Genomic DNA, 14,249 nt, shown 5'->3' with positions numbered 1-14,249 from the left:
TATCCCTTATGCGCAACAATCGCTTAATCTTAGTGGCCTTATTATTCCTGGGATTAATTAATTTCCCCCTGATCAGCCTATTCGATACGTCGAAGACTGTGGGAGGAGTGCCTGTCATCTATGCGTATTGTTTAGGGGTTTGGTTCGTGGTGATTGCCTTAACGGGCCTCATCTTAAATGATAAGAACAAGAAATGAGCACTTGGATTATTGCCCTGTTATCAATAGCCTATTTAGGGATTCTTTTCTTCTTAGCCTCATGGGCGGAGAAGAAAAAAAATCATAAAAAAAGCTTGATTAATAATCCATTTATTTATGCTCTGTCTTTAGCTATTTATTGTTCCGCCTGGACTTTTTATGGTTCGGTAGGCCAAGTAAGCACAAATGGCATCAGCTTTTTGACCGTCTATTTAGGGCCAACCTTAGTGATGATTTTAGCTTGGGGATTTGTGCGCAAAATGATTCGCATTTCAAAAATTCACCACATCACAAACATTGCCGATTTTATCTCCACCCGCTTTGGAAAAGACAACCGCTTAGGACAAATCATCACCCTTATCTCGGTGATTGCCGGGATTCCCTACATTGGATTGCAGCTGAAAGCGATCAGCCAAAGCTTTGACTTAATTACACAAAACAACCCAGGTGATCAATTCTACCAAGATCCCTCCTTCCTCCTTTTCATCGCGATAACGCTTTTTATTTTAACTCTTGGACCACGGAAATTCAATTCCTCCGAGAAACATGAGGGAATGATTTTTGCGATTGGCATTGAATCCATTATTAAGATTTTGGCCTTCCTAGCCGTCGGAATCTATATTACCTATACGATCCATTCAGGATGGGATGAAATTATCCAAAAGGCACACCTAGCTATCCCATCCATTCAAGTCCAAGGAGGCTATGGAAACTGGTTTATCCAATTAGTTATTTGCGGAGTATCATTCCTGTTTTTGCCGCGGGTTTTCCACGTGGCTGTTGTGGAAATTAACGAGGAGGAAAACCTAAAACAGGCTTCTTGGATTTTCCCTCTATATATGCTTTTGATTAACCTATTTGTGATTCCATTGGGTTTTGCTGGTTATGCGTATTTACAACCCTCAGGCCTGAATCCAGATTTGTATGTCCTAGGCTTACCCTTGTATTTCTCTTCCAAAGCCCTAGCCGCCATCGTGTACATCGGGGGCTTCTCTGCCGCCACGGGAATGGTGATTATGGAAACGATTGCCATCAGTTCTATGATCAGCAATAACTTATTTATGCCGCTATTATTACACAGGAAAGCCTTTGTAGAGCAGAATCAAGAAAATCTAGGATCCATCATTCACAATTTAAGACGCCTCTTTATCGTGGCCATTATGGTCATGGCCTATGCCCATTACCGGATCAATGAAGATTTCGTTAATCTGGTTTCGATCGGAATGACCTCCTTTTTAATCGTTGCTCAATTTGCTCCAGCCACGATCATCGGCTTGTATTGGAAAAATGCGACTCGGGCGGGCGCCTTAGCGGGCATCTTAATCGGATTCTCGATTTGTTGCGCTTTACTCCTATTGCCAGGTGTAGGTATCTCGGTAGATGCCTTTCGAATCGCAGGATTTAATCCCATTACAAACGCGGGCTACTGGTCTCTCAGCTTTAATATTTTTGCCTTTTTAAGTGTGTCCATTTTAACAAAGCAGTCTGCCAAAGAAGCTAATCAAGCCTACCTCTTCGTCGATGTGTTTGCGTACACCCAAAGTGTGGAGAACACCACTCTGTGGAGAGGAAAAGCCAAATTAAAGGATTTAAAAAACGCCTTAGCCGGCTTTATGGGCAAAATGAAAGCAGAGGCGAACTTGAAACAGTTTGCTTCCTTACATCAAATTTCATTGCAAGAAACGTATGCAGATCCACGCATTGTCAATAATACCGAAAAGATGCTCGCCGGTTTTGTGGGATCCACTTCGGCTAGATTAATCATTTCGGCAATTTCAAAAGAGGAAAACATTGGGGTGTCTGAAGTGGTAGATTTACTCCAAAAATCGCGAGACCTACAACAAAGTAATTACGATTTACGTAAACTGGACGCTCAGAAAAATGAGTTTTTGACGACGGTGACGCACGAAATACGCTCCCCTATTACCTCTATTCGCTCATTATCGGAGATTATGGTAGACCATGAAGATATTAGCCCGGAGGAACGGAAGAAGTTTTTAGATACAATCATTCAAGAAGCGGATCGATTGAGTCGATTAGTGAACCAGGTGTTGGACTTAGAAAAATTAGATGCCGGTAAGGAGAAATTCCGCATCGAACCCGTTTTACTTGAAGCCATCATCGAAAAAGCCACCCAAAACTTTGTCGCCATTGCGCAACAAAACCAAGTGAGCCTGACCGTAGATTTGAGCCAAAAAAGAACCCAACGCAAAGTGTTAGGTGACTTTGAAAAATTAGTTCAGGTAGTCATTAATATCGTCTCTAATGCGATTAAAAATGTGGAACCTGGAAGCGGTAAAATTGATATTCGATTAAAAGAAAATGCGACACACATCTGTTTAGAAATCGAGGACAACGGTATCGGAATCGATCCTAAATTCCATGATCAGATATTTGAAAAATTTAAACAAGTAGATAATCCGAATCGAAAAATAGAAAGTTCAGGTCTAGGCTTGTCCATATCGAAGAAAATCATCGAACATCTACACGGGATTATACAAGTTCAGAGTGCTTTAGGACAAGGAGCCCTATTTTTGATTAAATTACCGATAGAATAAACCGCCTACTATGAGAATACTAATTGCTGATGATGAACCCGCGATCTTAATGTCCCTCGATTTTTTAATGAGAAAAGAAGGACACCAAGTGTATGTCGCACGAGACGGGGAGGAAGCGATTCAATTAATTGAGAAGGAGCTTCCAGAAGTCATTATTTTGGACATTATGATGCCTAAAATTGATGGATATGGTGTCTGCCAGCAAGCAAAAGCCTTGTCCCCTACTTACCAGCCTAAAATTGTCTTTATTTCTGCCAAAATCGCCGATTCCGACATCGAGCGCGGTTACCAAGCAGGAGCTGATTTATATGTCCCGAAACCATTTTCTAACCGGGATCTTTTGAAAAAAGTAAACGAATTAAACCTACAAAGCAAAAACTAATCATATGATGAGAATTACTTCCCTTCAACAATACCACGAAGCCTACGAGGAAAGCGTACAGCAACCAGAGAAGTTCTGGGCAGGCATCGCAAATCAATTTGATTGGATCAAACCATTCACGAAAGTGTTAGACTGGAATTTTGATGATTATTCGGTCAAATGGTTTGAGGATGGCCAAATGAACATCACCGCCAATGCACTAGATCGTCATTTAAAAACGATCCCAGATCAAGCAGCCATCATCTACGAACCTAACGAACCCGGCGATGAGGCCATCACCTTAACCTACCGCGAATTACACGCGAGAGTGTGTAAGTTCAGTAATGTGCTGAAAAACCAAGGCGTGGTGAAAGGGGATCGTGTTTGCATTTACATGCCCATGATTCCAGAACTAGCTATCGCCGTTTTAGCTTGTGCTCGAATCGGAGCTATCCACTCGGTTGTTTTTGGCGGATTTTCAGCTCAATCCATTGCGGATCGCATCAATGATTCAGAATGTAAAGTCGTGGTCACTACGGACGGAGCCGTTCGGGGTAACAAGACCATTCCGATGAAAGAAACGGTGGACGATGCCTTAGTAACGTGTCCATCGGTAGAAAAGGTAATCGTGAAAACACGCACCAAAACGCCTGTTTCGATGATAGGCGGACGTGACCTTTGGTGGGAGCAAGAAGAAAACGAAGCTTCTGCAGATTGTCCTGCTGAAGCGATGAATGCAGAAGATCCTTTGTTTATTTTATACACCTCTGGATCCACTGGTAAACCTAAAGGCGTTGTCCATACCTGTGGTGGCTATATGGTCTACACCGCCTATACCTTCGCGAATGTATTCCAATATAAGCCAGGAGAAGTCTTCTTCTGTACCGCAGACATTGGCTGGATTACGGGTCACTCCTATTTAGTTTATGGACCCTTATTAAATGGAGCGAAATCCGTTCTTTTCGAAGGAATTCCTACCTACCCAGATGCTGGACGCTTTTGGGATATCATCAAAAGACATTCCGTTAACATCTTCTACACAGCCCCTACAGCGATTCGTTCGTTAATGGGTTTTGGCGATGAACACATCGAAGGCAAAGACTTAAGCTCTTTACGTGTTTTAGGATCCGTGGGAGAACCGTTAAACGAAGAAGCATGGCATTGGTATAATGACAAAGTAGGTCACGGCAACTGTCCTATCGTCGATACCTGGTGGCAAACCGAAACGGGTGGACTGATGATCTCCCCTATCGCCGGTATTACTCCTTTAAAACCAGCTTTTGCGACGTTACCTTTACCAGGTGTTCAACCTATCCTAGTGGATGAGAATGGCAAAGAAATTACCGGAAATGGCGTAAATGGTAATTTATGTATCAAATACCCCTGGCCATCGATTATTCGCACCACGTATGGCGATCACGAGCGTTGCAAATCGACTTACTTCTCCACCTACCCAGGTTTATACTTCACTGGAGATGGATGTATGCGCGACGAAGATGGATACTACCGCATTACAGGACGTGTAGATGATGTCATGAACATCTCTGGCCACCGAATCGGAACAGCCGAAGTTGAAAATGCCATCAATATGCACACGGGTGTCATTGAATCCGCTGTCGTAGGCTATCCGCACGATATCAAAGGGCAAGGAATCTATGCCTATGTTATCTGCGAACACCCGACCATCAATGATGATTTGACCCGCAAAGATATCTTAGCGACCGTCACCCGTGTGATTGGGCCTATTGCCAAACCTGACAAGATTCAATTCGTAACAGGCCTACCTAAAACGCGTTCCGGCAAAATCATGCGCCGTATTCTTCGCAAAGTGGCGGAAGGCGATACTTCTAACTTGGGAGATACGTCTACGTTGTTAGATCCGGGTGTGGTGGATTCGATTATTTCTGGAGCCTTGTAAAGGCTTCAGAAATCAAATCTCAAAGTTTAAAGAGCAAAGTTCAAAGTTGGAATCGCCTTCGGCGATGAATTCTGCAGTGTTTTGACTGGCTACTGTCCACTGACGACTATAAAAAAAGGGATCGAAATTCGATCCCTTTTTTTGTAGTCGTTGCTATGCAACTTAGTCGCCTACGGCTTAGTCATCGCTTCGCGATCAAGTCAAAAAGTCTTCAGAAAAATTTTCAGGTAAGGATTTACAAAATTATTGCGCAGCACAATTTTAAAATCCTTACCTGAAAATTTTACCAAAAATACGTGTAAAGAGCTATAATCCCCATCACAACCACGACCGTTCCTAAAATGAAGGAAGGCTCGAGTTTGAACATTTTGGCATCAATCTCTAATCCCTTAGGATTGTTCTTACTTTCTGGATCGGCTAATGAGATAAGCACCATTGAAACCACACAGAAGATGAATACCCATCCCATCCGGTCCATAAATGGAATCATGTACACGTCGCCATCTAAGAAGGCTGTGTAGAACATACAGTCATTAACGCCTGTCCAAGTAGGAATATATTTGGATAAAATCGAGAACGTTACCCCTCCAATTAGCGCAAATAAAGCGGCATTTGAAGTTGTTCTTTTCCAGAAGAAACCTAGGATAAACAAGGCGAAAATACCTGGAGAAACATATCCTGTGTACTCTTGAATGAATTCAAAACCACCTTTTTTGTCGATACCCATAAATGGAGCAATCGCAATCGCTAACACCATGGCAGCTACCACCGCAATACGACCGATCGAAACTAATTGTTTCTCTGTCGCGTTCGTGTTGATGTATTTCTTGTAGATATCTAAGGTGAAAATGGTAGAAATAGAATTCGCTTTACCCGCCATAGAAGCTACAACTGCTGCCGTTAGAGCGGCAAAAGATAGGCCTTTCAAGCCTGCTGGCAATAGGTTCAATAAAACAGGGTAAGCACTATCTTGATTCAAGACACCGTCCTTCATCATCTCTTGTTGGAACATGCCATCCTTGTGCAATAAATACGCAGCGATACCTGGTAAAACCACGATGATAGGCATTAACATCTTTAAGAATGCCGCGAACAAAATCCCGTTACGCGCTGTAGGAAGATCTGCTCCCAAGGCACGTTGCGTGATGTATTGGTTACATCCCCAGTAGTTCAAATTGATAATCCACATACCCCCGATTAACACGGTAAGGCCTGGAAGAGAGGGATAATTCGCATTATCCTTGTTTAAAATCATGTGGAAATGCTCTGGTGCTTTGGTCATCAAATGATTTAAACCGCTCATTACACCTTCTCCACCGAAGTGATCTGACACCATTTGTAGGGCCAAATACGTCGTTGCTAATCCCCCTAAAATCAAGAAGAATACCTGAATAACGTCTGTAAATCCAATTACTTTCATACCACCTAAGGTGATAATAACCGCAAATACGGACATACCGATCATACAAACGGTGAAATCAATACCAGAAATAGTTGTTACCGCTAGGGCTCCTAAATACAAAATAGATGTCAAATTCACCGCTACGTATAACATTAACCAGAAAACGGCCATGATTAAACTCACCGTAGGAGAGTAACGTTGCGATAAGAATTGAGGCATCGTGAAGATTTTATTCTTCAAATAGATAGGCATAAAGAAGATCGCCACAATTAAGAGTGTAGCTGCCGCCATCCATTCGTAGGTAGCGATGGCTAGACCGAGTCTAAAACCATTGCCGGACATTCCGATAAATTGCTCTGCTGAGATGTTAGAAGCGATTAATGACGCACCAATCGCCCACCAAGTTAATGAACCTTCCGCTAAGAAGAAGTCATTTGAATCAGATAATTCGGATTTTTTCTTGTTGTAAATCCAATAGCCGTAACCAGCTACTACCACGAAATAAAAGAGAAATACGAGGTAGTCGAGTGTTTGTAAACCGTTTGATTGCATAGAGTTTTAATGTTAATTAAGGTCTTGAATTGCCTAAATTAACCTTTTTATCGGAATTGTACTAATTCCAAAGCTCCGGTTTCACTAAAACCACTTCTTCCTCTCGGTCCACAATGACCATTCCGGGTAGTAAATCCTTGGTTTTGCGAACGTATTTTTTAGAGGTGACGATGACAGGACAAAGGGATTCGGTTTGTCTTTTGGAGAAATAAGCCGCTAGACTTGCTGCCTTTTCGATGACAAAGGCGGGAACGGTTTTATTTTGAGGATTGCGTACAATCACATGAGACCCCGAAACGTCTCTTGCGTGCAACCAAATATCCTGTTTCTTCGCATATTTCAGCGTTAAGAGATCATTATTCTTCGCATTCTTCCCTACCCAAATCACCCATCCTTCGATCTCAAACTGCTTAAAAGGTAATTCTTCGGTAGATTTTTTATCGGTAGCTAAGGCTAAAAATGGTTTCAATCCCTTTCTAGTTTCTACGGATTCCAATGAGGCAATTCTTTGCTGTATTTCAGCGATTTCCTGCTGCTTTCGCGCAATATTTTCTTCCCAATGAGCTAGTTCTTTGGAGAAATTCTTTCCCTTTCGGTAATAATTCTCTGCGTTAGCTGCTGGACTTAAAGTAGAGTTTAACTTAATCGTGATGGGTTGATTTCGGTAAAAATCGTCTAAGACTACTTTGCTTTCACCCTCCGGAATCAGATGTAAAAAAGCCATCAAAATATTACCTATTTCTTCAAAGGGAACATTGGTTTCGCGTATCACCTTTTGTTTTTCTAACTCTTGCAGATAGAGTTGAGATTTCGCCAAATTACGTTCCAAGCCCTCCTGTATTTGTCTTTTCTCCCGAGTGAATTCCCCTACCGAATAATGCAGCACATAGAATTGATTCAAGGCAGCAATGGGATCCGTTGTTTGAAAAAGCGGCTCAGAAGTGGGCGAAAATAAGGTAAAACCAATGCCTTTAGGTGTTGAAACCACGTAAAAAGTCCCTTCATCTAGGATTTGAAGCATCTTTTGCAATAGAGCCCAACGGTCTTTCAGGTATAGGTTTTCATATCCTTGCGCTGCAAGCCAAGCTTGCCCTTCTTTGCCTAGCGTGGGAAAGAGAGGGAAATATTCCCCATCAGCCGTCTGCAAGTCCTCAAAACTTTGATCGATGGAACGCGAGATGGAATGTAAAGCCAGCTCATCGTCTTTCTTTAGTCGTTTTTGGAACTGCGAATCGTATTCACCGTCCCGATATAAAATCAGGTTTGCTCGATTCCCAAAAAGCTTAAATACAAGTACATAGTTACCTAGAAAATGAATCCCGAAGGCGCGTTCATTTTCATACATCTCCACTTCTTGGACTTCGGCTAATAGTAAATCAGAGAACAGGTCGATGGAATTTCGGCCGGCTCGGTGGAAAGAATCGGGGAATTGAAGACTAGAAAACTGGGGACCGAGGGAGCATTTGATGTAGAAATCATCGCCGTTTTGGCGTTCAAAACCCAAAACTAATTCATCCTTCTCCTGCGAAAAACACTGTTTTAAGCGCGCATACATCAATATCTGACGTAATTGCCCTGATAAAATCCGCAGAAAATAATAGTTATTGTGCATCGCTTAGCCTAAATTTATACTTATGTCATTGATACCCGACTCCTATCTCACGATCGCAAAACCAGCTGAAGGACTTTACAAAGATAAAGGAAGTAAATTCATCAGTTGGGCATATCCGGTGAAAGATTTGGAAGAAATCAAAAGCCATCTAGCTTCCTTGAGAGAAGCACATCCGAAAGCTCGCCACATTTGTTATGCCTATCGCCTCGGATTTACCCCAGAGGAAGCGCGATCTTATGACGACGGAGAACCCTCCGGAAGTGCGGGGAAGCCCATTTTGAATACTATTCTTTCTCAAAATCTGCATTATGTACTGGTGGCTGTGGTTCGTTATTTTGGTGGTACTCTTCTAGGCGTACCTGGACTCATTCAAGCCTATAAAGAAGGGGCAGTCGATGCGCTAGATCAGGCGGAGATTTATGAGAAAGAGCCGATGAAAATACGTAGCATTCAGTTCACCTATGCGCAGATGAATGAAGTGATGAAAATTTGTAAAAAACACCCGATTACGATAGTAAATCAGGAAATTGATAATCTTTGTACCTATGAATTGACGTATGCATCTCGCCACGCGGCAGAGATTGATGCCTCGCTTGATAACCTATGATAACCTATGAAATCGTATAAAATTTATTTAACCTCGGCTGGAATTCAGGTGCAGGATCAGCAAGGGCTGGTTTGCTCGGTTCCGGGAAATTGGGATGACTTTATTAACCAGTCCCAGCTATTTCAACTTTGCGCTTCTCTGGATTTTCAGGAGGCCAAAACCGAAACGCCACTTTGCCCTATCGATTCGCAAGAAATTTGGGCGGCTGGCGTGACTTATTTGCGCAGCAAAGTCGCACGAATGGAAGAGTCTAAAGAATCCGGTGGAGATACCTTTTACGACAAGGTGTATGACGCCGAAAGGCCTGAAATATTCTACAAAGGTAATCGCTTGCGTTCCGTAGGGCCGGGTGGAAAGGTGCGGATTCGAAAGGATTCTTTTTGGAATGTGCCAGAACCGGAATTGACACTTTTTGTCAATAAACATGGAGAATTAGCCGGCTACAGTATCGGAAATGACATGAGTTCTAGGGATATCGAGGGGGAAAATCCTTTGTATTTGCCACAGGCCAAAGTCTATGACGCCGCCGCCGGTCTAGGACCTTGCTTGTTAGTGACTGAAAAGCCTTTGGAACCCACAACCATCATCGCGATGGAAATCATCCGAAACGGCGAAAGCGTTTTCCAGGGCGACACCGAAATCTCCCAAATGAAGCGTTCACACGCTGAATTAGTCGATTATTTAACCCGCGAAATGTCCTTTCCATCAGGCGTCTATTTGATGACAGGTACTTGCATCGTCCCAGATCCGCCGTTTACCTTGCAATCCGGAGATAGCATCCACATCACCATTGAACCTATTGGAACCCTTATACAAACTGTTGCCTAATGAATTATACAGACGCTTCGATTGCAGAAATCGACTCAGCCATTGCCGCTGCAAAAGCCGCATTTCCTATTTATCGCCGGATTTCAGATGTTAATCGTGCTGCCTTCTTAGAAACCATATCCCGCGAAATCATGGCCTTAGGTGATGAATTAATCCAAAGCGCCTGCGCAGAATCTAACCTCCCAGAAGCGCGCATTACGGGAGAAAGAGGTCGCACCACAGGCCAAATTCAAGCCTTCGCTGACTTCATCTCTAATCCTGCTTGGAAAAAAGAAATCCATGATCCCGCTCAGCCAGATCGTGCACCGCTACCTAAACCGGACCTATTTCAAACCCAAATCCCGCTAGGTCCTGTGGCCGTTTTCGGGGCAAGCAACTTCCCATTAGCCTTTTCAGTAGCAGGTGGAGATACGATTTCCGCCCTAGCTGCGGGATGCCCAGTCGTTTTCAAAGCACACCCAGCTCATCCCAAAACAGGGGAATTAGTAGGCTCAGCGATTTCTAAAGCAGTCGCATCTTGTGGTTTACCTGCTGGCGTTTTCGCCTTGATTCACGGCTCTTCGAACGAGGTAGGATCTCATTTAGTGCAGCACCCAGAAATACAAGCAATAGGTTTCACAGGGTCTTATCGAGGGGGGAAAGCATTATATGATTTAGCCGTTCGCAGACCTCATCCCATTCCTGTTTATGCGGAAATGGGTAGCGTGAATCCTGTGATTTTATTATCGAACAAAATCGCCGAAAATCCAGCAGCCCTAGCAGCAGGACTGGCTGGTTCAGTTTGCTTAGGCGTGGGACAATTCTGCACAAATCCGGGCCTCATCATCCTTCAAAAGCAGGATGCATCTTTCCTTGATTTGCTAGCAACTGAATTAGATAAATTACCATTGGGCACTTTCTTAACGCCTGGAATTGCATCTGCCTACGCTTCCGGCGTTGCTAACCTTGCAAAACATGCTAAGCAATTAACCTCGCGCGAGCTACCTTCTCCTGCCTTATTTGTGGCTGAGGCTGCTACTGCCAATCACGCTATTTTGGAAGAAGTTTTTGGACCATGCACGGTCGCAATTTTAGTAGAAGATGAAGCAGAAATGTTGACGTTTATTGAATCAATAGACGGACAGTTAACAGGCACCATTCACGGAACCAAAGCTGAAATTTCAGAAGAATTAGTCGATGCCTTACTACAAAAAGTAGGCCGCCTATTATTCAACGGTTTCCCTACAGGCGTGGAAGTTTCTGGCGCAATGGTCCATGGAGGACCTTATCCTGCTACTACAGACTCGAGGAGTACGAGCGTGGGAACGCAGGCGATTTATCGGTTTATGAGGACGGTTTGCTTGCAAAACAGATTATAAAGCATAGAGCACAAAGAATAAAGTTGGAATCCCCTGCGGGGATAAATTCAGAAATATTTATCAGTTTCAGCTGCGAAGCAGCCAACATCCTAAACATCAAAAAAGCGGCAATTGCCGCTTTTTTGATTCCAAATCTATACTCTCTACTCTCCTCTCTCTACTCTTAAATTTCCACCTCCACGTTTTCAAAACTCAGCTCCCCCTTCGCATCCAACTCCATCATCACCGCTGAATCTTTCTGAATCTTGCCAGATAATATAGCCTTCGACAATTCATTCAGCACCGCTTTTTGAAGCACACGTTTCATCGGACGACCACCGTAATTTGGATCATATCCATCAGTTGCGAGTTTATTCAAGGCTTCTTCTGATGCTTCCAAGGTTATGTTTTGTTCTGCTAAACGCTTTTGAACCTCTTTAAACTGGATCGCTAAAATTTTACGTGCATGTTCTAAGGTTAATGGTTCGAACAACACCACCTCATCCACACGGTTTAAGAATTCAGGACGGACTACTTGTTTCAGTAATGTCATTACTTCTTCTTTGGTCTCCTCTAAAATCAAGGCATTATTCCAGCCTTCCATCTGAGCCATTTTCTCTTGAATTAAGTGGCTACCGATGTTAGACGTCATAATGATGATCGTGTTCTTAAAGTTCGCGGTGCGACCCTTGTTATCTGTTAATCGACCCTCGTCTAATACTTGTAATAAGATGTTCCAAACGTCTGGATGCGCCTTTTCGATCTCATCCAACAACACAACCGAGTAAGGTTTGCGACGTACGGCTTCCGTTAACTGTCCGCCCTCATCGTAGCCCACGTATCCCGGAGGCGCTCCCACTAAGCGGCTTACCGCGTGGCGTTCTTGGTATTCTGACATGTCGATGCGGATCATCGCGTTCTCGTCATTGAATAGGTAGGAGGCCAAAGTCTTGGCTAATTCCGTCTTCCCCACCCCCGTCGTACCTAAGAAGATGAACGAACCGATTGGACGCTTAGGATCTTGTAATCCCGCACGAGAACGACGCACCGCATCAGAAACCATTTCGATGGCTTGGTCTTGACCTGCCACACGTTTGTGCAGCTCATCTTCCAAATGCAATAATTTCTCCACTTCCGTTTGCAACATGCGGCTCACTGGAATTCCAGTCCATTTCGCCACCACCTCGGCAACGTTTTCGGCCGTCACCTCCTCTTGCAACATCGAGTTCTCCCCCGCTGGCTGCGCCTGCATATCTTTTAACTTCTGCTCTGACTCGACTAAACGACCGTAGCGAATCTCGGCAACCTTGCCGTAATCGCCTTGGCGTTCTGCTTGTTCTGCCTCTAGTTTTAAACGATCAATCGTCTCTTTTTCGGCACGAACCGCATCGAGCACCGATTTCTCTGACTGCCATTTGGCCTTCAAGGCATCTCTTTTCTCTGATAAATCCGCTAAATCGCGTGATAAAATCGTTTCCTTCTCTTTGTTATTCTCGCGGCGAATCGCTTCGCGCTCGATCTCCAGCTGCATAATCTTGCGCTGGATGTCATCGATTTCCTCCGGTACGGAGTCGATTTCGAGGCGCATTTTGGCAGCCGCTTCATCCATCAAATCGATCGCCTTATCCGGCAAGAAACGATCTGAGATGTAGCGGTTAGATAATTCTACTGCCGCGATCACCGCGTCATCTTGGATTCGAACCCCGTGGTGCAATTCATATTTATCCTTGATCCCGCGAAGAATGGAGATCGCATCTGCCACATCCGGTTCTTCCACTAAAACGGATTGGAAACGACGCTCGAGGGCTTTGTCTTTCTCGATGTACTTTTGGTACTCTTTCAATGTCGTAGCACCGATCGCATGCAGTTCCCCACGCGCTAAGGCTGGTTTTAATAAGTTCGCCGCATCCATCGCTCCTTCGCCTCCGCCGCCTGCACCGATCAAGGTGTGGATCTCATCGATGAATAAAACGATTTCTCCGTCGGAGTCCGTTACTTCTTTGATGACCGCCTTTAAACGCTCCTCAAATTCCCCTTTGTACTTGGCCCCCGCGACTAAAAGTCCCATATCGAGCGACATCACGATCTTGGATTTCAAGTTTTCAGGCACGTCTCCAGAGACGATACGTTGGGCTAGACCTTCTACAATAGCGGTTTTACCTACGCCCGGTTCCCCTAAAAGTATGGGATTGTTTTTCGTTCTGCGGGATAATATCTGCAAGACTCGGCGAATTTCTTCGTCACGTCCGATGACCGGATCGATTTTTCCGGCCTTAGCTAATTCATTTAAATTCTTACCGTATTTTTCCAAAGACTGGTAAGTACCTTCTGCATGTGGATCGTTCACTTTTCTATTTCCTCTTAATTCTGTGATGGATTTCTTAAAATTTACTTTGTTGATGCCCAAGGACTTTAATAGGTCCGAAACGGCATCTTTGGATTCAATTAGAGCGAGAAATAAAATCTCTACGCTGACATACGAATCGCCAAATTCAGTTTTCAAAGCCTCCGCTTTCGTCAAAACCTGCTGCAAGGCATTGCTCGCGTAGGGTTGAGCGCCTGATACTTTCGGGTAAGAAGAAAGGATGCTTTGTAATTTATCTTGAATCTGTGGAACAGACACGCCATTCTTCTTTAAAAGAAAGGCGGATGTTTGGGTGTCGTCTTGCAAGATGGCTTGCAAAAGATGCCCCGTTTCAATAGCTTGCTGACCATTCTGGCTCGCGATTTCCATCGCGTTTTGAATAATAAGTCCAGCTTGTGAGGTGTAATTATTGGGGTTCATATCGGCTAGGTTTTGCCCCTATCTAGCAAATCAAAACCCAATCGATAAAATCGGAAAAAATGGCAAACATTTCGCGAAACGAAAAAGAAAAA

The 14,249-nt window shown here is 43.8% G+C and carries 10 protein-coding genes; 7 read left to right on the top strand and 3 right to left on the bottom strand.

Translation table 11 applies throughout. The annotated features are described in order from the left end of the window. Window positions 1-8: 8 nt before the first annotated feature. Genes EWU21_RS07790 through acs form a run of 4 tightly spaced genes read left to right on the top strand, consistent with a single transcriptional unit; the run spans window position 9 to window position 5,034 of the window. Complete coding sequence (locus EWU21_RS07790; protein ID WP_130896252.1) at window positions 9-197, top strand: hypothetical protein; 189 nt, start codon at window positions 9-11, stop codon at window positions 195-197. Then, complete coding sequence (locus EWU21_RS07785; protein ID WP_130896251.1) at window positions 194-2,755, top strand: sensor histidine kinase; 2,562 nt, start codon at window positions 194-196, stop codon at window positions 2,753-2,755. Before EWU21_RS07790 ends, EWU21_RS07785 begins: the two co-directional genes overlap by 4 nt. A gap of 10 nt (window positions 2,756-2,765) precedes the next feature. After that, window positions 2,766-3,137, top strand: a complete 372-nt coding sequence (locus tag EWU21_RS07780; RefSeq protein WP_130896250.1) for a response regulator transcription factor — start codon at window positions 2,766-2,768, stop codon at window positions 3,135-3,137. Between the two features lie 7 nt (window positions 3,138-3,144). Beyond that, window positions 3,145-5,034, top strand: coding sequence for an acetate--CoA ligase (gene acs / locus EWU21_RS07775; RefSeq protein ID WP_130896513.1), 1,890 nt, complete (start codon window positions 3,145-3,147; stop codon window positions 5,032-5,034). Window positions 5,035-5,317: 283 nt separating this feature from the next. On the opposite strand, the gene EWU21_RS07770 is transcribed toward acs, so the two are convergent. Together EWU21_RS07770 and EWU21_RS07765 are read right to left on the bottom strand one after the other, a co-directional pair. Beyond that, the gene (locus tag EWU21_RS07770; RefSeq protein ID WP_130896249.1) at window positions 5,318-6,988 is read right to left on the bottom strand and encodes a sodium/sugar symporter; all 1,671 of its coding nucleotides are present in this window, start codon (window positions 6,986-6,988) and stop codon (window positions 5,318-5,320) included. Window positions 6,989-7,049: 61 nt separating this feature from the next. Continuing rightward, complete coding sequence (locus tag EWU21_RS07765; RefSeq protein ID WP_130896248.1) at window positions 7,050-8,600, bottom strand: NFACT RNA binding domain-containing protein; 1,551 nt, start codon at window positions 8,598-8,600, stop codon at window positions 7,050-7,052. Window positions 8,601-8,622: 22 nt separating this feature from the next. On the opposite strand from EWU21_RS07765, the gene EWU21_RS07760 reads away from it, so the two are divergent. Genes EWU21_RS07760 through EWU21_RS07750 form a run of 3 tightly spaced genes read left to right on the top strand, consistent with a single transcriptional unit; the run spans window position 8,623 to window position 11,393 of the window. Then, window positions 8,623-9,207, top strand: a complete 585-nt coding sequence (locus EWU21_RS07760) for an IMPACT family protein (protein ID WP_130896247.1) — start codon at window positions 8,623-8,625, stop codon at window positions 9,205-9,207. Window positions 9,208-9,213: 6 nt separating this feature from the next. After that, the gene (locus EWU21_RS07755; protein WP_130896246.1) at window positions 9,214-10,035 is read left to right on the top strand and encodes a fumarylacetoacetate hydrolase family protein; all 822 of its coding nucleotides are present in this window, start codon (window positions 9,214-9,216) and stop codon (window positions 10,033-10,035) included. Beyond that, window positions 10,035-11,393, top strand: a complete 1,359-nt coding sequence (locus EWU21_RS07750; protein ID WP_130896245.1) for an aldehyde dehydrogenase (NADP(+)) — start codon at window positions 10,035-10,037, stop codon at window positions 11,391-11,393. Before EWU21_RS07755 ends, EWU21_RS07750 begins: the two co-directional genes overlap by 1 nt. 163 nt (window positions 11,394-11,556) lie before the next feature. Here EWU21_RS07750 and clpB read toward each other — a convergent pair whose 3' ends face one another. Beyond that, window positions 11,557-14,157, bottom strand: coding sequence for an ATP-dependent chaperone ClpB (gene clpB / locus EWU21_RS07745; RefSeq protein WP_130896244.1), 2,601 nt, complete (start codon window positions 14,155-14,157; stop codon window positions 11,557-11,559). Between the last annotated feature and the right edge of the window lie 92 nt (window positions 14,158-14,249).

This window comes from Aquirufa antheringensis (genome assembly GCF_004307425.1).
In the GTDB taxonomy this organism is placed as follows: Bacteria; Bacteroidota; Bacteroidia; order Cytophagales; family Spirosomataceae; genus Aquirufa; species Aquirufa antheringensis.
Note: the sequence above shows the minus strand (reverse complement) of the source record. Positions and strands in the feature narration are given on the sequence as shown.

Coding starts and splice junctions, on each gene's coding strand:
- EWU21_RS07755 (WP_130896246.1), top strand. CDS start 9,214: ATGAAATCGTATAAAATTTATTTAACCTCGGCTGGAATTCAGGTGCAG.
- EWU21_RS07780 (WP_130896250.1), top strand. CDS start 2,766: ATGAGAATACTAATTGCTGATGATGAACCCGCGATCTTAATGTCCCTC.
- EWU21_RS07765 (WP_130896248.1), bottom strand. CDS start 8,600: ATGCACAATAACTATTATTTTCTGCGGATTTTATCAGGGCAATTACGT.
- EWU21_RS07790 (WP_130896252.1), top strand. CDS start 9: ATGCGCAACAATCGCTTAATCTTAGTGGCCTTATTATTCCTGGGATTA.
- EWU21_RS07750 (WP_130896245.1), top strand. CDS start 10,035: ATGAATTATACAGACGCTTCGATTGCAGAAATCGACTCAGCCATTGCC.
- acs (WP_130896513.1), top strand. CDS start 3,145: ATGAGAATTACTTCCCTTCAACAATACCACGAAGCCTACGAGGAAAGC.
- EWU21_RS07770 (WP_130896249.1), bottom strand. CDS start 6,988: ATGCAATCAAACGGTTTACAAACACTCGACTACCTCGTATTTCTCTTT.
- clpB (WP_130896244.1), bottom strand. CDS start 14,157: ATGAACCCCAATAATTACACCTCACAAGCTGGACTTATTATTCAAAAC.
- EWU21_RS07760 (WP_130896247.1), top strand. CDS start 8,623: ATGTCATTGATACCCGACTCCTATCTCACGATCGCAAAACCAGCTGAA.
- EWU21_RS07785 (WP_130896251.1), top strand. CDS start 194: ATGAGCACTTGGATTATTGCCCTGTTATCAATAGCCTATTTAGGGATT.